The following is a 17,678-nucleotide window of genomic DNA, read 5'->3' as shown; positions in this document are numbered from 1 at the left end:
TAGAAAACGCGATTAATAATGATTTAAGAAAATGGCACAACAGCAATCGACCGTTGTTATTACAGGAACTTCTTCGGGTGTTGGTTTGTATGCAGCAAAAGCCTTCGCTCAACGAGGTTGGTATGTCGTTATGGGATGTCGGGATATACCCAAAACAAAAGCTGCGACTCAGAGTGTCAGCATACCGGAAGATAGCTACACGATCATCCATCTGGACTTAGCTAGCTTAGAGAGCGTGCGACAGTTTGTCAAAGACTTTCGGGCAACAGGCAGACACCTAGATGCTCTGGTTTGCAATGCAGCAATCTATATGCCCTTACTCAAGGAGCCATTACGCAGCCCAGAAGGATATGAGTTAAATGTTGCTACCAATCACCTCGGTCATTTTCTCCTATGCAACCTCATGTTAGAGGATTTGAAGAATTCGCCAGCTGCGGATAAAAGGCTCGTCATCTTGGGAACCGTAACCCACAATCCAGACGAACTGGGTGGGAAGATTCCACCGCGTCCAGATTTAGGGAATTTAGATGGTTTTGCAGCTGGATTTAAAGCCCCAATTTCGATGATTGACGGTAAGAAATTTGAACCCGTCAAAGCTTACAAAGATAGTAAAGTGTGTAACGTATTGACGATGCGAGAACTACACCGTCGCTATCACGACTCCACAGGAATTACTTTTACGTCTCTTTATCCTGGTTGTGTTGCCGATACACCACTATTCCGCAACCACTATCCGCTATTTCAAAAACTCTTCCCATTGTTCCAAAAACATATCACGGGAGGATATGTATCTCAGGAGTTGGCTGGCGAACGGGTAGCTGCTGTAGTTATCGATCCTGAGTACAAGCAATCTGGTGCTTATTGGAGTTGGGGAAATCGTCAGAAGAAAGAGGGAAAGTCCTTCGTACAAAAAGTTTCGCCCCAAGCCCGCGACGATGAAAAAGCTCAGAAAATGTGGGATTTAAGCGAGAAGTTAGTGGGAATAGGGGTTCCGGTGTAGGCTATAGCTTTCTAAAATTGAGCTAAATTTTAAATGCGATCGCCTGTCTTTTTTAGGATGGGCGATCGCATTTGCCACTAAACGAAGCATTAAAAGTGGCAGCTTTACGCTACAAGCCAATAAAGTAGCGATTACAGGTTTAGATTAGGATGAGGGGTATTGAAGATTTAATATGTCAACCACCATCCAAGAAATTTATACTCAAGTTATTCGCACTTTGTCACCAGCAGAGCGGTTACGCTTGGCAACACTGATTTTAAACGATCTCGTACAACACGATGCCGAGCTTGTTGACCAAAGCGATACATGGACAGAGCAAGATCGACTTGATTTAGTGGCTTTTTCCATGCAGTATGCTGAAACGAGCTATCCTGAAAGCGAGGAGTTAGCCTAGTGACATTCGATCCAGGTGATGTTGTCACTGTTGATTTTCCTGGTGTCACAGGTGTTAAACGTCGCCCTGCTGTCGTTTTGTCTTCAGCAACGTATCATGCAAATCGTCCTGATATAATAATTGGGCTGATTACAACACAAACGACTGGGATAGGTGTAACCGATTATGTACTTCAGGATTGGCAAGTAGCAGGTTTACGGGTTGCATCTATTTTTCGGAGTTTCATTGTGACGTTGCCTTCCTCTGCTAACTTAGTTTGTATCAGGCATTTATCACAGCGCGACTGGCAAGGCGTTCGAGCTTGTGTAAATATAGCTCTTGCAGAATTAGACAATTCAAATCTCTCGTCAGAGTCATAACCGTGAGTTTTGTTGTTACGGTCGCCTCTCCTCAAAATTAAAGAAATTTAGAATATGCGATCGCTTTACCCAATATTTTGATTCAGTCTAATCCAGTAAATATAAGTTTTTTTTGTTTGGTAAGAATAGTGCTTAAGACGGATCGCGTCTTGTACTTGTTCGAGCAGCTTTTTCGGACGCTGTTCCATAGGATGTTATACAGAAAAATTCCGTTTAAGACTCGCGATCGGGATGTTATACAGAAAAATTCTGTGTCACACCAAGGGATATACGGAAAAATTCCAGATAATCCTCTCGTGAAGGGTAGTTATACGGAAGAATTCGGTATAATCCTCGAATAGGGATGTAAAAAAGAAATTGTCCATATATTCAGACAAAAAGTAGCTGTAATGCTTGATATATCTCGATCTAGAAAAAGATTATATGGAAACTTTCCGTATGATAAATAGTTATACGGAGCAATTTGCAGAATATAGTATCCCGTGCTTAAGAAAGTGCGTTACATAGGGATAAAGGCTTCAATAGGAGATTTAGTAGCTGTATGTTCAAATCTGAAGCTGACTTAATCACCAGCAGTTTATTAAATGTCAATAAGGATTATTACACATGTTACAAGAATGGTTTGCCAGTTCGCCAAATATCTGCTCCAGAAATCATTGAGCAGATGCTCCGAATGCTTCACCCCTATTCAGGCAATTTTATTCTTGAGATTGGTACTGGTTCTGGTTACAGTACAGCCATTCTAGCTGACATTGTTGGAGAACGTGGAGCCATTGTCTCTGTTGATATTGATGGCATCATGGTTGAACGGGCTAATCTGCTCCTTCAGCAGGATGGGTACACAAATGTGCGTGTAGTCGTTGGAGACGGAAGAGACGGTCAACTAGATAAGGCTCCATACGATCGGATCATTGCTTGGGCTTCGGCGGAAAACGAAGTGCCTTTTCCTCTAGTGGAGCAATTAGCAAACAATGGCATATTAGTCTGCCCACTCCGAAAAGAAGATAGTTCATGGGTTGCTTCTTTTAGAAAAAATGAGAAAGGCGACCTAGAGGAAATCGAGAAGATATCAGGGGGTTTCATTCCAATGACTGATGCTCCTTGGTACCCATGGCTTGACGACGAATAGAATTACTACCAGCATTGTTTAGTAAATCCGTATAACAATCCCGTTGCACACCGACCGTATAGAGTTTGTTCGTCGTGTTCGGGAGGTTAGTAGCAGCGGGTGAAGCGAGCCGTTAAATCACTGAATTATCGATGAGAAAATGACGAAAGATTATCTATGAAATACGATCGCACCCCCAGTTTTAAAACAGAATGCGATCGCACTTATTATGAATAAGAAAAATACAGTTGAGCGACTTCACTAACTTCTGATGCGCTACACTTAATGTATCTTCAGGAGTGGTAACTTGTCAACGCAGAAATAGTTAGAAATGACAGTATTCCTTTGTCAGGTGCTTTCTAATTTCTACCAGCCAATTCAAGTTTTTCGTTACGATCGAAAGTTAAAAACGCTTTACATCCAGGCTGGAAGGACTGATGAAATTACGCTGATAATATAAGAGGATGGAAACTGGAATTTTGTACCATGATGCCAGACTTATACCAAACGACAAATGCTGAACTAAAGCAATATATTTCTGTACAATGAAGATGAAGCATTTCGAGCTGCTTTGGAAGTTTTAATGAGCCGTCGTAACCCTGCAAATCTTCAGCCTTATCCCTTTGACCTGCCCGATCCTGAAGCTGAAGTCACGGCTATTTTAATAGAGAAATTGAAACAGGCTGAGTAGAACAGTAATATAGTGCGATCGCCTCTCCTCACAAAAACAAGCGATCGCGCCATGCAATACAAGTTGCGTCGCTGACTGTAGCGATCGAAGATAAATATTTAGGTAGTGCGATCGCACCTCATGGCTCGATAGGATGTTATTGGAACCTATTGCCTGTTTTGATGTCAATGACCGAGCAACGCGATCGCGAATTGCCCTCGTCCGACCGAATCACACATGAGACAGTTAAAGAGTCTCAGAGTGACGGGATTCATGCTGTCTGGAACCAAACAACAGCAAAGATAATGCAACTTCTGCCTGTAGATCGAGCAGCACAAACGATAGTCAACTGGTTCAGCGTCAGCGATGAACGAGTAGCGGAGATTTTAGCAACGGTACGCGCCGAACTACCCACGACAGAAGCTTTACTCATTGGCAAACCCCAGGCGGGAAAAAGTTCGATCGTGCGCGGCTTAACCGGAGTTTCAGCCGAAATTGTCGGACAAGGATTTCGCCCTCATACGCAACATACCCAACGCTATGCCTATCCGACTAACGATCTGCCGCTACTCATTTTTACCGATACAGTGGGATTGGGAGATGTAAATCGAGAGACGCAAGCGATCGCCCAAGAACTGATTGGCGATCTGCAACAAGCTAGCCATTGCGCTAGAGTCTTGATTCTCACGGTAAAAATTAACGATTTTGCTACCGATAGCTTAAAACAAATTGCACAAACGTTGCGCCAGAAATATCCAGATATACCCTGCTTGCTAGCTGTCAGTTGCTTGCATGAAGTTTATCCTACAGGGACAGCGGATCACCCAGACTATCCACCTCAATTTGATGTCGTGACTCGCGCCTTTAGTGCCATTCAACAGAACTTTAGCGGCTTATACGATCGCGCGGTTCTTATCGACTTTACCTTAGAAGAAGATGACTATAACCCAGTGTTTTATGGTTTAGAAGCCTTGAGAGATACGTTAGCCGATTTGCTCCCAGAAGCCGAAGCCAGGGCAATCTATCAGTTATTGGATGAAAAAACAGGTCAGCAACTTGGCAACCTCTATCGGGACGTGGGACGGCGCTACATGCTTGCCTTTGCGATCGCCGCCGCTACTCTAGCAGCCGTACCTTTACCCTTTGCTACCATGCCCGTACTCACAGCCGTACAGGTGTCGATGGTTAGCCTCTTAGGGAAATTATACGGACAGACATTAACCCCGTCGCAAGCAGGGGGCGTAGTCAGCGCGATCGCAGGGGGTTTCTTGGCACAGGCAATCGGGCGAGAATTGATTAAATTCATTCCTGGCTTTGGTAGCGTCATCGCTGCTTCCTGGGCTGCTGCATATACATGGGCGCTAGGAGAGGGGGCTTGTGTCTACTTTGGTGACTTGATGGGAGGTAAAAAGCCCGATCCGCAGCAAATTCAAGCCGTGATGCGATCGGCGTTTCAATCAGCACAAGAACGATTTAAAGGAATTAAACGTTAAGAAACCAAAAATATTGCTAATTCTTCAGTAGAGCGGATGTTTGATGTACCGGTTCGGTGCAGCATAGATAGTATTATGCAATGCAGTAGTCTTTGAGGCAGAAGAGGATGGTATCTACTTTAAATGAAGCCCTAGAATTTATCGCAAATTACGTGCCACCGAAATCTCCCGATGGTCGTGTTGCTTATCCAATATTGGAAGACGGTCTGAGTTACGCAGAAATTAAGCAAAAGCTGAAAGATTTACCCTTTGACTTACCCACAGAAGTTTACGAATTATATCAATGGAGTGATGGCGGCTTTTTAGGCAACTTACCATATCCAAATCGAAGCGATCGCAGCGAATACGCTAAAATCGACAAATTTATCTCTTTAGGGAGAGCTGTATCCCTGGCGAAAGAGTGGGGGAACGGTGCTTTTCCTCTATTTGAATACGAAGATGGAGATATTTGTTTTACTGTTGGTTCTCAAGTTAAGCAAAGAGTTGCGCCTATCTTTTGTCGCCATAAATCTTCAGTTGCAGAGCAACCGAAATACGATAGCTTGACGACTATGATGGTGAAGCTGGTAGAAGGAATCCAATCGGAAACGAGTAGGAGATAAGCAAACTAATTTACTCTCTATCAATTGGAGTTTGAGCAGGTTTTACATTGTTGCAAAACTCCTATTAAGTTTTATTTTTAACTTAAAAAATCTACTGTAATATGAATTGCAACGCAGATAAAGATAGGTTTTTACGAAAAATATCCACTTAGCGAGCTTCTTTGCGTCTTTGCGTCTAACGCTACGCTTCGCCTACGGCTGATGCGTGACATAAAACTGGATCTTCACTGAGTTTGAAAAATATTTTGTACCATTTTCTTATCCGTACTTGCCGCAGCGCGATCGAGTGCGATAACTTCACTAGCATCCAATCGCCAACCCAAAGCCCCCAAATTCTCCTTTGCCTGCGCTACTGTTTTCGCTCCAGGAATGGGAATAGTGCCTTTACACATACACCAATTAATTGCAACTTGAGACATAGTTTTATTTCTCGAACTTGCGATCTCTTGCAAGCATCCTAACAACGGACGCACTCCTGGTAATAGCTGCCGAAATAATAAACCGCGAATTCCTTTGGGAAATGAACTTTTCTCAGTATACTTTCCAGTCAAGATTCCCAACGCTAAAGGACTATAGGCAATTAATTTGATCCCCAATTCATCGCATACATCTTTAATACCTAATTCGGTAACGGGATAGGTAGATAGCAACGAATACTGAACTTGTAGTGTTGCGATCGCAACGCCGCGATCGCGCAACTTTTTATAGACTTGTTTCAGCCGTTGGGAACCATAATTTGATAAACCAACTCCCCTGACTAAACCTTGTTCGTACAAATCGGCAAGACCATCCAACAGCGCCCACTCCTGCCAAGGGGCATAATTAGCTGTAGACCAATGCATTTGCACCAAATCGACATTTCTACCCAAACGTTCAGCAGAAGCTTTACCAGCCTTAACCATCGATTGACGGGTCAATCTCCAGGGATAAGCAGCTAGTTTAGTGGCAATACAAATATTTTCTTTCCCAGTCCCCTGATATTCTCTCGCAAATCGCCCCAACAGCATTTCGCTGCGTCCGTTTAAGCGCCCAGTACCATAAGAATCACCTGTATCGAATAAAGTCACGCCATTGCTGACACAGAGATCGAATACTGCTTGTAACTGGTCGTCCATGCTTTCATCGTAGCCCCAGAGCAAGCGATTACCCCATGCCCACGTACCGCAGCCCATTTCTGGAAGGTAAAGTTGACGAGTTTGCATACTTTTCTACCCTCGTTTTAGATCCCCCTAAATCCCCCTTAAAAAGGGGGACTTTGAAATGCTGATTCTCTTCATAAAAAGGAGGACTTTGAAATGCTGATTCTCTTCATAAAAAGGAGGACTTTGAAATGCTTGTTCTTCCTTTTTCAAGGGAGGCTTTGAAATGTTTGTTCCCCCCTTTTTAAGGGGGGCTAGGGGGGATCTTCTTACTTCGCGATCGCCTCTTGCAACCGTTGTTTATCTAAATCTTTCTGATGCAAAATCAGCCACGATTCAACGAGATCGGGACCGTGTAAGTCACCAGTGAGGGCAGCACGGAGCGATCGCATCACCAAGCCTTTTTTGACGTTTTGCTCCTTCATCACCTGTTTAATAATCTCCTGGGTGCTGTCTGCGCTTAATTCAGCCCTGCCATCCAGAGCAGTGATAATTCCTTGAACCACATTATCAGCCCCCGCTTGCTTGAGTTGTTCGGTTGCTTCGGCGCTGAATTCTACAGATTTGACAAAGAATAACCGACACATATCCACAGCATCCGGTAGCCGCGTCAAACTCGCACCAACTAAGGCTGTAATTTTTTCCAACCAAGCGCGATCGCCTACCGGATCGAATTCGTATCTTGCCTCTTGCCAATAGGGTATCAGCAGATCGGTTAACTTATCTACGGGCATACTGTGCAGGTATTGACTGTTAATCCAATCTAGTTTTGCCCAGTCAAATTTTGCCCCAGCTTTATTCACGCGATCGAAACTAAAGAGCTTTGCAGCTTCTTCTAAGGTAAATATTTCTTGGGTAGAATCCGGTGGCGACCATCCTAATAATGTCATGTAATTGACGATCGCCTCTGCGACAAAACCCATTTTCTTAAAGTCAGAAATGGATGTCACCCCATCTCGCTTAGAAAGTTTCTGCCCTGTCATATTCAAAATTAAGGGCGTATGGGCAAATTCTGGCACGCTTGCGTTAAAAGCTTCGTAAAGTAGAATTTGCTTGGCTGTATTGGCGATGTGGTCTTCACCACGAATCACATGGGTAATGTTCATATCCATGTCATCCACGACAACGGCAAAGTTATATAAGGGCTGACCGATGTTACCATCCTCCGAGCGACGTGCAATAACCATATCGCCGCCCAAGTCAGTTCCTCGCCAGCGCATCTCTCCCCGTACCAAATCGTTCCAGACAATTTCGCGATCGTCGTCAATCTTAAACCGAATCACAGGACGACGACCTTCAGCCGTAAAAGCTGCTTCTTGTTCTGGAGTTAAATTTCGGTGGCGGTTATCGTAGCGGGGTGCTTCGTTTCTGGCTTTTTGCGCTGCCCGCATTTCTTCCAATTCTGCCTCGGTGGTATAACAGCGATATGCTAAGCCTTTATCGAGTAGGTCTTGTACTCGTTGCTTGTAGATATCTAGGCGATCTGATTGAAATATGGGACCTTCATCCCAGTGCATACCGAGCCAGTTTAAACCGTCGAGAATATTTTGAGTATATTCAGGGCGCGATCGCTCCGTATCCGTGTCCTCAACCCGTAAAATAAACTGTCCCCCATGATGGCGGGCAAACAGCCAATTAAATACTGCGGTTCTTGCTGTACCGATGTGTAAGTTACCAGTAGGACTGGGAGCAATACGAACGCGAATCATAGATCCAGGTGATTTAGGTTAAACCAATGTAGAGGCGTTACATTGAACGTCTCTACATCAATACATTTTAACGGGACTGACGGGGCTCGAACCCGCAACTTCCGCCGTGACAGGGCGGTGCTCTAACCAATTGAACTACAGTCCCTTAGTCGGACGATTTATCATCATGCCATGTCTATTCTAGCTTGTCAAGCACTGTAGTGAATTTTTTTCAGAGGGAGCGATCGCTTCAAGTACTTGTTTCACGATCTTAGGATGTAATACCCTGCCAGCATGGAAAGGAATTACAACCCTGGTATCTTCTTTAAAATAAATTCTGTGACTTCCCCTTGTCCTAAGCAAGATGAATCCAGCATCAAACAATAATTTTTCTGCTTCTTGGGCAGTCAATCGCGGTAACCTAGGCAACTTGTACCTCTAATGTCATTGTCGATATCTCTTTATTGAAAACATCCCGTTTTTCCTCGTCTGAGAGTGTTTCTAGGTAGAGTTCAACTGCTTCTTGAATATTTGCTTTTACTTCTTCCAATGAATCACCTTGAGTTTGGCAACCCTCTAAACCAGGAGAATAAGCATAGTAGCCATGCTCATCTTTTTCAATTACGATACTAACTTTGTAATGCATAACTACATTTCTTAATTAAATTTGTCTTCAGTCCGCAAAGGCGAACTTTGCCTGTGTATTTCCGCGAATTCTATTCGCCTATATTTTGTAATTGTACTATGTTTACATTAACTATTCATCTGCTGAACAATCTTCATTGTCTCTACGCTTACCGTACAGACTCTTGACAGTAAATCGATGACTTGGGCTTTATAATCTGCAAAGCGATAGGTATTGAATTTTTCGGCGATCGTTGGATCTTTAGGTTTCTTTTCTTTATATTGATCTAATATCCATTCTATGGCGGAACGGTTGCCTAAAAGATATTCCCAAGCAATTTTAGGTACGCCTTCTAAAGTTGTGTTTTCGTCTAAAATGATGCTTCCTTCAGTTTTGTCTACTTTCAACTTTGGTTTAGGTGTACGTGTATTATCTCCGCAGGGTATATCAATTTGTTTTAGAGGATAAGATTCGACGGTTTCATAATTGATATGTAAATCCATCAACTGTTTACCCCAGTTCACCCATTTATGAAAGTCTTCATAGAAGGGTAAGCGCGGAAATTCTCGTTTTAGGTTGAGTTCGTATTTTTTTCGATATTCGGGATTGTGTAAGATGGCGTAGGTATAGTGAAAAATATCGAGTTTGGTAATTGCAGCATCGTTGTAATGGATTTGGAATTGTTCTAATCCCCAGTTGGTAATGTTGTCGATGCGGTTTCCTTCTTTGTCGTAGCGGTAGAGAGGAATACATTGAGAATCACCTGTTAGATGTAAATCAATTATTGTATTGCTAGCTAAGCAGTGAAATGATTTGGTATTTCCGATTGCTGAAACAGCTATATATTTATTATCGGGATCATTTTTATTAAAAAGATCGAGCCATTGATAAGTCATTCCATTAAAATGCTTATCAAAGTAAAGACTCATTTTAACAAACGGTCTATATATGCTTTGCTTTATACTTTGAGTATCAAAGCTCTTACTTATATGTCGCTCTAAATATTTCGTAAGTTCTCTATCCCACTTAATATCTAATCTATCCTCGTTGAAGCCAGCAAGTTTATTTTTGTATACCTCTATAAAATAGCTCATCTTTTCAGTTAACCTTTGAGATGAAAAGTCATATACCCATTCATCACGCTGAGTTTTTATACCTGATGAAAAGACTTGAAACACTGCTTGTTGAGCTTTTCCAGTTTTTACATCTTTATCAACTAAAGGTATTAAGTTATCAAAATCATTATCAACCTGGTTAATCCAGTTATGTTTTTTGTCTGGTGTAATATGTTCAAAATCAAGTTGAATAAATTTATTTGTAGATAAAAAATGTAACTTAGCTTCGGCTGTATCAAATTCTGAACGGCGATTATAAAAGATTTTACAGGAATTTAGAGACGCGCTAAAGCGCGTCTCTAAATTTTTTTTCACCATAAAGCATATAGCAACACCTGTTTGAATTCCAAAAACATTATGTGTAGTACCTGAGAGTTTGGGATTCTTTCTTACATCTCCACCTAAATCAATGAGATAAATTTCGCTAAACTCATCAGCAACTATTTTTCTAAATCCATCAAAAGTTCTACCATTGATAAAAGACGAATTTGTAATAAATGATACAACGCCATTCTTACCTAAACGATCCGATGCCCAACGTAAAAATCGAGTATACATATCATATACAACGATCCTGTTCTGAGCTTTGCTCTCTCTAATATATGTATCTTTAATTCTTTTGTCTATCGCTGTGTACGTGCGATTAGCATTATTCTCATTAAAATTCCCTTGTTTAGCATTATATGGAGGATTACCAATAATTACGGAAATGGTTTTGTCATTCTGGCGCTTAATCCTCGCAGTATTTTCCACAGATAGCGCAAACATATCTAGTTGCTTCTCATGAAAACTGGTATGTTCAAGCGTATCGACAAAACAGATATTATCGAACTCCTGATATTCACCCATTTTTTGTTTATAGGTGAACTCGATATTCAAATTTGCAATGTAATACGGCAGAATCGCCAACTCATTGCAGTGAATTTCATTCTTATATTTATACTCAAGCTTATTTTTAGGTAAATACTCAATTAACTCAGTAATGAAAGTACCCGTACCAGTAGCCGGATCGAGAATTTCAACATCTTTATCAGCTAAAATCTTACCAAAATGTTTATGGGTTAAATAATCTACACTTTCAATCATGAACCGAACGATTTCATTCGGCGTGTAGACAATTCCTAACCTGTCAGCCGCCTTCGGATTATATGCTTTGTAAAAATTCTCGTAAACGGCTTTTAAAAACTTCTGCTTCTCATGATGGTTGTAAATATTCGCCGCAGTTCTTCTAATCACTCCATAATAACGCTCAATTGTACCGAGCAAGTTTTTCTTCGTACCACCTGTAAAGAAGGTATCGATAACTCGCTGTAATTCCCGTGCAATATTATTTTCTCTATGAAACTGCGATTCATTAAATATATTAATAAAAATATCTTCAGTCAAAATATGCTGAATCATCATTTCCCGCACATCTAACAACGTGACTTCAGGATTGATTGATTTTTTGCAAATCTCCCAAAAGTTGTTTCTACACTCTCTAAATGCTGCATTACTTTCATTTTGCCGCTCAATTGTATCTCGTAGCGCATCTAGAATTTTTGGTAAATCTTGTTTAAAAGCTCCAATTGCAGTCCGAAAATCTTTGACTTCGGGACGAACGTAATTAATAAAGGTGGAAATAACTTTATCTAACGCATCTCCATCGCGCATAGGAACGCGCAAGATTTCATTGCTACTCTGAATTAAAACTGCTGTCTGGGAATCTTCAAATAGAATGTTGCTGTCAGGATAGCCTTTCTTCAGCTTTTTATCGATTTCTTCGTCTAGATTATCAAATTGATCTTTACTTTCCCAATACCCCCAGTCTAAGCGCAAAGCGTCTTTTACTGTACCGTCAGGATAGACAAGTTTGCCATTTCTAGTTTTGTAGTCTAATTCGGGAATGAGGTAAAATTCTCTCGGTTTGCAATATTCGTTCAGTAAGTTTTGAAAAGCCACCCGAATAGAAGTTTCTTTGCGCGAACCACCGTATTGAATTACTTTATCTACTTCAGCATGATATTGACTAATTAGTAGCCTAGACATAATTCAATTTATGAATTTTTCATGTCCAAGCTAGCCTGATGAAGATGAGGTAAGCTTCAGAAGGTTTGCCGATTTTTGTTATAGAGGTAGACAATAAATATTGATGTGATAGTTCAATATCTCAGTAATAATGCGCTTGAAAATTTGATGGCATTAGACAAAAGTTTGAATTGACTTCAACTCAGTAATTTTAACTACGCAAAAATTCAGGATGCATAGCTATACACCCTATACGTTGATGCACTATGTTGCTGTAATATTCTGGCGATCGCTCTCTACAACTCGTACTGTATCGATATAAGATCGTAGGATTGCGATCGCTCATTTTTACTAATGACTTAGCAATAGAACTTGTCAGGGTTTCATAACCCAAACTCTATTGTTATATGAGAGTTAAGTCAATCAATATTGAAATCCAAGTTTAGAATTTTTACTATAGAAATTAATCTATATTCAAGCAAGAAATATCCTATTTGTTAAGTTATAAAATTGTTTATTAAGTTGTGAAAAATGCTAATGACTTTTGCAACAATAAAGTCAACAATTGTTTTAGAGGAAACTAGTTTCGTCCTATCTCACCGGAGGATAAAATAATGAGCCTTGTTGCCCAAGTTATAGCTCAGTCTGATGAAGCAGATCGCTTTCTTAGCCGCACGGAATTAGATAAACTACAAGATTTTTTTAAAACTGGAGAGACACGGCTTAAAGTAGCGCAAATCCTATCGAAAAACGAGCAAAAAATTGTCCAAGAGGGTAGCCAAAGATTTTGGAAGGTGATACCAAATACTCCTAGCAACAGCGGCGATCCGAAAAAAACTGCCTTATGTCAAAGAGATCAAGCCTGGTATCTCCGACTTATTACATATGCCGTATTAGCTGGAAACATGAAACCCTTAGATGATATCGGCATAAATGGAATGCGGGAAATGTATGTATCCCTGGGTGTTCCTGTCAGTAACATTGGCAGTTGTATGCGCTCTTTAAAAGAGGTTGCTACAGGTTTAATGAGTCGCGAAGAAGCCGATCTTGTCAAACCTTATTTCGATTATTTAATCCGAGCCATGTATTAAGTTTTGGTGAGGTAATTGGAGTTTGCCCTTGTTAAGGTTTAGACAACTCAAAACATCAAACTTTCAGCACATAAATTCTGCAATTAAAAACGAAGCAATCAGTTGGAGAAAAAATTATGCAAGACACGATTACTTCTGTTATCAATCCTGCGGATCGACAAGGTAAATATCTCGATACACCTGAGTTGGAAAAGTTGAGAAAATATTTCCAAACAGGAGAGTTGCGCGTCAAAGCAGCTGCTACTATCAGTGAAAATGCCTCTAGTATTGTTAGCCAAGCGGTAGCAAATTCGCTCCTATATGGAGATATCACCTGTCCTGGGGGTAATATGTATCCCACTCGTCGCTATGCAGCCTGCATTCGCGATTTAACCCTATTCTTGCGTTATGCTACCTACGCTATGTTAGCTGACGATCCTTCCATTATTGAAGAGCGGGTTCTTTTTGGGTTGAAGGAAACTTTCAGTACTCTGGGTGTTCCGATTCAACCCACCGTGCAAGCAATTCAAGCATTAAAGGAAGTCACGACTCGTTTAGTTGGTGCGGAAGCTGGGCAAGAAGTTGGGACGCATTTAGACCACATTTGTAGTGGTTTAAGTCAGTGACTGGTAGCTAGTTACCAGGTCGTTTAGATCCCCCCAACCCCCCTTAACAAGGGGGGCTTTTAGTTACCCCCAACCCCCTTAACAAGGGGGGCTTTTAGATCCCCCCAACCCCCCTAACAAGGGGGGCTTTTAGATCCCCCCAACCCCCCTTAACAAGGGGGGCTTTTAGATCCCCCCAACCCCCCTTAACAAGGGGGGCTTTTAGATCCTGTATCTTGCCACCAGTCACCAGCCATCGATAACTGATAACTTTGTACAGACGTTACATGTAACGTCTCTACACTGATAACTGTTAACCCCCATACAACTTGCTAGATTTTTGTTTTTGGTAAGTAGTCTCGTAAAGATTCTGAGGCATGGGGGAGGGGTATTCTAATTTCGATTTTCCCTCACGACTAGAGCTTTCGTAAAAAGTCTTTTCTTCGTCATTGGGATAGTTGAATTGGTAAAGCACTTGTCGATGATTGGGCTGTAATTTTGTCCTTGTGGATGCAACTGAATTTGAAGAGGGTTCGTAAAGATAGTTCAAAGATTTTTGAGCAGATTCTTGGTAAGCAAAAGCTGGCTGAAGCTCAACTTGAGGAGATTCATAGAATGTATTCCAATTGGGTTGAGGCTGATGGCTGAAAGATCGCTGATACGCTACATTTGCAGTTCTAATTTCCGAGAAAGCTGCTTTCCAAGATTGTAGAACGGGTTCAAAGTAGCCAGATGCCAATCCAAAATGCCAAAGGGAACCTTGAAGAGTGAAGAACGATAGGTAAAAGTAGGTATTTGCCAACCAAACGCGAGTTGTAGGTTCTAATTGGTTTGGGTCAAAGTAGTGCGGTAATAAGGACGACTTGAGGCTTAAGGGCGCACCATAAAACTCAACTGGGTAGGCGAGGGTATTAAATCCGCAAAAGTAAGAGCCAGCAAATCCTGTCAAAGCAAGACTAAATAGAGAGTAAGAAAGAATGGCGTTACCAGAGAAGAGAAAACGTCGTTTGACCCAATCCCACGGTTCGCTAATCATGTGCCATATTCCTGCCACAATTAACAGCGCACCAACATAAATGTGACCGCCAACAACATCTTCGAGATTGTTGACATCAAAAAGATGACCGATGCGGTCTATAATTATTCCAGGACTTAAAGTGGGTTCAGTAACGACGCGCACTTGTCCGATATTAGCATCGTAAAGTCCGCCAAAAAACATGGCTTTTGCTACTAACAACAAAGCCCCTATTCCTAAGAAAATCAAGTGATTTCCTAAAATAAAACTCAATTTTTTGGGGTCGTCCCAACTAAAATGATATTGCCGCGCTAGAGGATTTTTGGACTCTTCTAAGCTTGCCGGAACTTGGCTGCGGTGAAATAAAGTGCCTGCTGTAAAAACTGCGGCGGAAACAAGCAGTACAACTCCAAAAGCAAAAAAGGGATAAGTGTCAGTCACTTGACCGTCAGAAATCTGACTCCACCCTTGTGTAGCCAGTCGAGATAAGAGAAATAACCCTTGTTCTGACATCGGACGGTCGGGAGAATATCGATTAATTTCTAACAGTATCAGCGCACCAATACTAAAGGATACGATCGCAGCATGGGCAATGTGAGCAGTCAAAAATGTGCCTGATAAATTAGTTAGGCGCGCATTACCAGCCCACCAAGGATATTGGGCTTTGCGATCGCTTGCAGTTTCGATCATTATTTATTGTCCTCACTTTCAAATCGGTCTACTGAAAGTCGAGATAGCTTGTGAAAAAGCTTCTGTTACAAAACTTCAAATTAAGCGCTCAAAAAGGAAAGAACGATCTTGACTTCCAAGCCAAATTCGGACGTGAAACAGCGCTGCAAAGATGGGGATTCCCTCTTTACCAATTTCGATCGCTTCAATGGAGAAAACTGTTACGATGAGCCTGCCAAGTCATGCAACAACAGTTTCAAGCAGATGCGATCGCAGTGAATGGAAATTTTAATTATTTTCATCTTTCATTATTTCGGAACTTGCAAACTATTCGCAATCACGAGAATTATTTCGTAATATTTATATATATCCTTTAATTTGCTTTTGCTAAGATTTATTAGCGATCGCGCAAAATGAAGACTAGATCGCGCGAAACGAACGCTCTTTATCGTTAAAGTAGAAACTCTAACTCCTTTCGTTCCTATGGTTGCTCTATCTCCTAGCTTGCAAGCTAGACTCTCAACACCTCTTAAAATCGGCTCGTTTGAAGTTAATAGTCGAGTCTTACAATCACCGCTATCGGGTGTAACTGACTTAGTGTTTCGCCGTTTAGTGCGCCGCTATGCTCCAGAGTCAATGATGTACACCGAAATGGTGAATGCTACAGGGCTGCACTATGTCAAAGAGCTGCCTAAAATTATGGAGGTAGAACCGCAGGAAAAACCGATTAGCATTCAATTATTTGACTGTCGCCCTGACTTTTTGGCAGAAGCAGCCATCAAAGCTGTTGAAGAGGGGGCAGATACAGTTGATATTAATATGGGTTGCCCAGTCAATAAAATTACCAAAAATGGTGGTGGTTCTTCACTGTTGCGACAACCAGAAGTTGCGGAAGCGATTGTCCGTTCTGTAGTGCAAGCCGTCGATGTACCAGTGACGGTAAAAACTCGCATTGGTTGGACGGATAAAGAAATAACCATCCTAGACTTTGCCAAGCGGATGGAAGATGCGGGGGCGCAAATGATTACCGTTCACGGGCGTACCCGCGCCCAAGGCTACAACGGTGCGGCAAAGTGGGAATGGATTGCACGGGTAAAGGAAGTGCTGTCGATTCCTGTAATTGGCAATGGCGATATTTTTTCTGTAGCAGCAGCAGTGAAGTGTTTGGAACAGACAGGTGCAGATGGGGTGATGTGCTCGCGAGGGACGCTAGGCTATCCGTTTTTAGTTGGAGAAGTAGATTACTTTCTCAAGACAGGGCGAGAATTACCGTCTCCTACACCAGTCGAACTCTTGCAATGTGCTAGAGAACATCTTCAAGCACTGTGGGAATACAAGGGCGATCGCGGTGTGCGTCAAGCCCGCAAACACATGACCTGGTATGCTAAAGGTTTTAACGGTGCAGCTGAATTACGGGGACAACTCAGCGTTATTGAATCTGTGAGTGAGGGGTTAGAACTACTCGATCGCGCGATCGAACAACTCGATCGTCAGTTATCAGTTGTCAGTTAACAGTGACTGGTGGCTAGTGGTAAGTGGGGTATGGGGTGTTGGGTGTTGGGTGTAGGTGTAGGGTATGGAGAGGGATTGTAAATTTCTTTCTCCCTCATCTGGGCGACTCTCCCTTGTCTCCCCCTTCTCCCTTGTCTCCCTTGTCCCTCCACTCCCAACTCCTATACGGGCAGGTTTAGAAACTCGCCCCTACCGACTCCCAATAAAACAAGGCAAGAGTTAGGCGCGATCCAAATTGGCAAGGGATCGCGCCTAACTCTTGAGAGTTTGACGCTTAAAAAGTTTTGTCGATGAAATCTTTAGCTTTATCTTTAACATCTTCTTGAGCGTGCATTGTGGCTGCATCCTCTTGTTTTGCTTGTCCTTCCAACTTATCTTTGGGATCGCCTGTCAGCTCGCTCATCGCTTCTTGAACTTTGCCTTCAACGTTCTTAGCAACTGCTTCAACTCTTTTTTCGATGCTCATATCAATCTCCTACTAAAACTACTGGTAATGTCTGCTATAAGCAGGATGTAAAGTATTTATACGTATAGCTTGTAGGATGAACGAGAGATCTAACATCGCTCGTCAGTCAGATTTTCGAGGTGGCGATCGCCTATCTTAAGA

At 42.0% G+C, this 17,678-nt stretch carries 20 protein-coding genes and 1 tRNA gene; 11 read left to right on the top strand and 10 right to left on the bottom strand.

Features of this window, described 5'->3' with window-relative positions; translation table 11 throughout:
• Window positions 1-31 precede the first annotated feature (31 nt).
• The 3 genes from CHRO_RS21375 to CHRO_RS21365 all read left to right on the top strand — a co-directional run bounded on the left by CHRO_RS21375 (window position 32) and on the right by CHRO_RS21365 (window position 1,753).
• Window positions 32-1,000, top strand: a complete 969-nt coding sequence (locus CHRO_RS21375; RefSeq protein WP_015156306.1) for a protochlorophyllide reductase — start codon at window positions 32-34, stop codon at window positions 998-1,000.
• 172 nt (window positions 1,001-1,172) lie between these two features.
• Window positions 1,173-1,394, top strand: coding sequence for a hypothetical protein (locus tag CHRO_RS21370; RefSeq protein WP_015156305.1), 222 nt, complete (start codon window positions 1,173-1,175; stop codon window positions 1,392-1,394).
• Window positions 1,394-1,753, top strand: a complete 360-nt coding sequence (locus tag CHRO_RS21365) for a type II toxin-antitoxin system PemK/MazF family toxin (protein ID WP_015156304.1) — start codon at window positions 1,394-1,396, stop codon at window positions 1,751-1,753. Before CHRO_RS21370 ends, CHRO_RS21365 begins: the two co-directional genes overlap by 1 nt.
• A 65-nt stretch (window positions 1,754-1,818) precedes the next feature.
• Here CHRO_RS21365 and CHRO_RS34900 read toward each other — a convergent pair whose 3' ends face one another.
• Entirely contained in the window at window positions 1,819-1,941 is a 123-nt protein-coding gene (locus tag CHRO_RS34900) for a phage integrase N-terminal SAM-like domain-containing protein (protein ID WP_015156303.1), read from the bottom strand.
• Between the two features lie 353 nt (window positions 1,942-2,294).
• On the opposite strand from CHRO_RS34900, the gene CHRO_RS21360 reads away from it, so the two are divergent.
• The 4 genes from CHRO_RS21360 (at window position 2,295) to CHRO_RS21350 (ending at window position 5,626) form a co-directional block, all read left to right on the top strand.
• Window positions 2,295-2,882, top strand: coding sequence for a protein-L-isoaspartate O-methyltransferase family protein (locus tag CHRO_RS21360; RefSeq protein WP_015156302.1), 588 nt, complete (start codon window positions 2,295-2,297; stop codon window positions 2,880-2,882).
• Window positions 2,883-3,192: 310 nt separating this feature from the next.
• Window positions 3,193-3,321, top strand: coding sequence for a DUF6888 family protein (locus CHRO_RS35100; RefSeq protein WP_371933981.1), 129 nt, complete (start codon window positions 3,193-3,195; stop codon window positions 3,319-3,321).
• Window positions 3,322-3,719: 398 nt separating this feature from the next.
• Window positions 3,720-5,024, top strand: a complete 1,305-nt coding sequence (locus CHRO_RS21355; protein ID WP_015156300.1) for a GTPase family protein — start codon at window positions 3,720-3,722, stop codon at window positions 5,022-5,024.
• 107 nt (window positions 5,025-5,131) lie between these two features.
• Window positions 5,132-5,626: a hypothetical protein gene (locus CHRO_RS21350; protein WP_015156299.1), complete on the top strand. Its 495-nt coding sequence runs from the start codon at window positions 5,132-5,134 to the stop codon at window positions 5,624-5,626.
• A gap of 224 nt (window positions 5,627-5,850) precedes the next feature.
• Here CHRO_RS21350 and CHRO_RS21345 read toward each other — a convergent pair whose 3' ends face one another.
• The 6 genes from CHRO_RS21345 to CHRO_RS21325 form a co-directional block, all read right to left on the bottom strand.
• Window positions 5,851-6,828 (bottom strand): aldo/keto reductase, encoded by a 978-nt coding sequence (locus CHRO_RS21345; protein ID WP_015156298.1) that lies wholly within the window; start codon window positions 6,826-6,828, stop codon window positions 5,851-5,853.
• Window positions 6,829-7,034: 206 nt separating this feature from the next.
• Complete coding sequence (gltX, locus tag CHRO_RS21340; RefSeq protein WP_015156297.1) at window positions 7,035-8,474, bottom strand: glutamate--tRNA ligase; 1,440 nt, start codon at window positions 8,472-8,474, stop codon at window positions 7,035-7,037.
• 71 nt (window positions 8,475-8,545) lie between these two features.
• Window positions 8,546-8,619 (bottom strand) — tRNA-Asp (locus tag CHRO_RS21335).
• A 35-nt stretch (window positions 8,620-8,654) separates the two neighbouring features.
• The gene (locus CHRO_RS30785) at window positions 8,655-8,882 is read right to left on the bottom strand and encodes a type II toxin-antitoxin system HicA family toxin (RefSeq protein WP_071925451.1); all 228 of its coding nucleotides are present in this window, start codon (window positions 8,880-8,882) and stop codon (window positions 8,655-8,657) included.
• Window positions 8,875-9,099, bottom strand: a complete 225-nt coding sequence (locus CHRO_RS21330; protein ID WP_015156295.1) for a type II toxin-antitoxin system HicB family antitoxin — start codon at window positions 9,097-9,099, stop codon at window positions 8,875-8,877. Before CHRO_RS21330 ends, CHRO_RS30785 begins: the two co-directional genes overlap by 8 nt.
• 107 nt (window positions 9,100-9,206) lie before the next feature.
• Window positions 9,207-12,221, bottom strand: a complete 3,015-nt coding sequence (locus CHRO_RS21325) for a type ISP restriction/modification enzyme (protein ID WP_015156294.1) — start codon at window positions 12,219-12,221, stop codon at window positions 9,207-9,209.
• A gap of 593 nt (window positions 12,222-12,814) precedes the next feature.
• Between CHRO_RS21325 and apcD the strand changes: the two genes are divergently transcribed.
• Window positions 12,815-13,291: an allophycocyanin subunit alpha-B gene (gene apcD, locus CHRO_RS21320; RefSeq protein WP_015156293.1), complete on the top strand. Its 477-nt coding sequence runs from the start codon at window positions 12,815-12,817 to the stop codon at window positions 13,289-13,291.
• 116 nt (window positions 13,292-13,407) lie between these two features.
• Window positions 13,408-13,896, top strand: coding sequence for an allophycocyanin subunit beta (locus tag CHRO_RS21315; RefSeq protein WP_015156292.1), 489 nt, complete (start codon window positions 13,408-13,410; stop codon window positions 13,894-13,896).
• A 292-nt stretch (window positions 13,897-14,188) separates the two neighbouring features.
• Here CHRO_RS21315 and CHRO_RS21310 read toward each other — a convergent pair whose 3' ends face one another.
• The gene (locus tag CHRO_RS21310) at window positions 14,189-15,580 is read right to left on the bottom strand and encodes a chlorophyll a/b binding light-harvesting protein (protein ID WP_015156291.1); all 1,392 of its coding nucleotides are present in this window, start codon (window positions 15,578-15,580) and stop codon (window positions 14,189-14,191) included.
• A 108-nt stretch (window positions 15,581-15,688) separates the two neighbouring features.
• Here CHRO_RS21310 and CHRO_RS32740 point away from each other — a divergent pair, with 108 nt between their 5' ends.
• Both CHRO_RS32740 and dusB read left to right on the top strand, forming a co-directional pair.
• Window positions 15,689-15,838, top strand: a complete 150-nt coding sequence (locus CHRO_RS32740) for a hypothetical protein (protein WP_158631782.1) — start codon at window positions 15,689-15,691, stop codon at window positions 15,836-15,838.
• A gap of 204 nt (window positions 15,839-16,042) precedes the next feature.
• Window positions 16,043-17,071: a tRNA dihydrouridine synthase DusB gene (dusB, locus tag CHRO_RS21305; protein WP_015156290.1), complete on the top strand. Its 1,029-nt coding sequence runs from the start codon at window positions 16,043-16,045 to the stop codon at window positions 17,069-17,071.
• Here dusB and CHRO_RS32735 read toward each other — a convergent pair.
• Together CHRO_RS32735 and CHRO_RS21300 are read right to left on the bottom strand one after the other, a co-directional pair.
• Window positions 17,068-17,223, bottom strand: coding sequence for a hypothetical protein (locus tag CHRO_RS32735; RefSeq protein WP_181245544.1), 156 nt, complete (start codon window positions 17,221-17,223; stop codon window positions 17,068-17,070). The genes dusB and CHRO_RS32735 overlap by 4 nt on opposite strands.
• A gap of 122 nt (window positions 17,224-17,345) precedes the next feature.
• Window positions 17,346-17,537 carry a CsbD family protein gene (locus CHRO_RS21300; protein WP_015156289.1) on the bottom strand — a complete coding sequence of 64 codons (192 nt, stop codon included), beginning with the start codon at window positions 17,535-17,537 and terminating at the stop codon, window positions 17,346-17,348.
• Between the last annotated feature and the right edge of the window lie 141 nt (window positions 17,538-17,678).

It is taken from the genome of Chroococcidiopsis thermalis PCC 7203 (assembly GCF_000317125.1).
Classification (GTDB): Bacteria; Cyanobacteriota; Cyanobacteriia; order Cyanobacteriales; family Chroococcidiopsidaceae; genus Chroococcidiopsis; species Chroococcidiopsis thermalis.
The sequence above is the reverse complement of the archived record's forward strand: the minus strand, read 5'-3'. Positions and strand labels throughout refer to the sequence as shown.

What these genes read in the sequence shown, in the direction of transcription:
- CHRO_RS34900 (WP_015156303.1), bottom strand. Translation starts at nt 1,941, where the DNA reads ATGGAACAGCGTCCGAAAAAGCTGCTCGAACAAGTACAAGACGCGATC.
- CHRO_RS21355 (WP_015156300.1), top strand. Translation starts at nt 3,720, where the DNA reads ATGACCGAGCAACGCGATCGCGAATTGCCCTCGTCCGACCGAATCACA.
- gltX (WP_015156297.1), bottom strand. Translation starts at nt 8,474, where the DNA reads ATGATTCGCGTTCGTATTGCTCCCAGTCCTACTGGTAACTTACACATC.
- CHRO_RS21345 (WP_015156298.1), bottom strand. Translation starts at nt 6,828, where the DNA reads ATGCAAACTCGTCAACTTTACCTTCCAGAAATGGGCTGCGGTACGTGG.
- dusB (WP_015156290.1), top strand. Translation starts at nt 16,043, where the DNA reads ATGGTTGCTCTATCTCCTAGCTTGCAAGCTAGACTCTCAACACCTCTT.
- CHRO_RS21310 (WP_015156291.1), bottom strand. Translation starts at nt 15,580, where the DNA reads ATGATCGAAACTGCAAGCGATCGCAAAGCCCAATATCCTTGGTGGGCT.
- CHRO_RS21360 (WP_015156302.1), top strand. Translation starts at nt 2,295, where the DNA reads ATGTTCAAATCTGAAGCTGACTTAATCACCAGCAGTTTATTAAATGTC.
- CHRO_RS21375 (WP_015156306.1), top strand. Translation starts at nt 32, where the DNA reads ATGGCACAACAGCAATCGACCGTTGTTATTACAGGAACTTCTTCGGGT.
- CHRO_RS35100 (WP_371933981.1), top strand. Translation starts at nt 3,193, where the DNA reads ATGACAGTATTCCTTTGTCAGGTGCTTTCTAATTTCTACCAGCCAATT.
- CHRO_RS21370 (WP_015156305.1), top strand. Translation starts at nt 1,173, where the DNA reads ATGTCAACCACCATCCAAGAAATTTATACTCAAGTTATTCGCACTTTG.
- CHRO_RS21330 (WP_015156295.1), bottom strand. Translation starts at nt 9,099, where the DNA reads ATGCATTACAAAGTTAGTATCGTAATTGAAAAAGATGAGCATGGCTAC.
- CHRO_RS21315 (WP_015156292.1), top strand. Translation starts at nt 13,408, where the DNA reads ATGCAAGACACGATTACTTCTGTTATCAATCCTGCGGATCGACAAGGT.
- CHRO_RS21350 (WP_015156299.1), top strand. Translation starts at nt 5,132, where the DNA reads ATGGTATCTACTTTAAATGAAGCCCTAGAATTTATCGCAAATTACGTG.
- CHRO_RS21300 (WP_015156289.1), bottom strand. Translation starts at nt 17,537, where the DNA reads ATGAGCATCGAAAAAAGAGTTGAAGCAGTTGCTAAGAACGTTGAAGGC.
- apcD (WP_015156293.1), top strand. Translation starts at nt 12,815, where the DNA reads ATGAGCCTTGTTGCCCAAGTTATAGCTCAGTCTGATGAAGCAGATCGC.
- CHRO_RS21325 (WP_015156294.1), bottom strand. Translation starts at nt 12,221, where the DNA reads ATGTCTAGGCTACTAATTAGTCAATATCATGCTGAAGTAGATAAAGTA.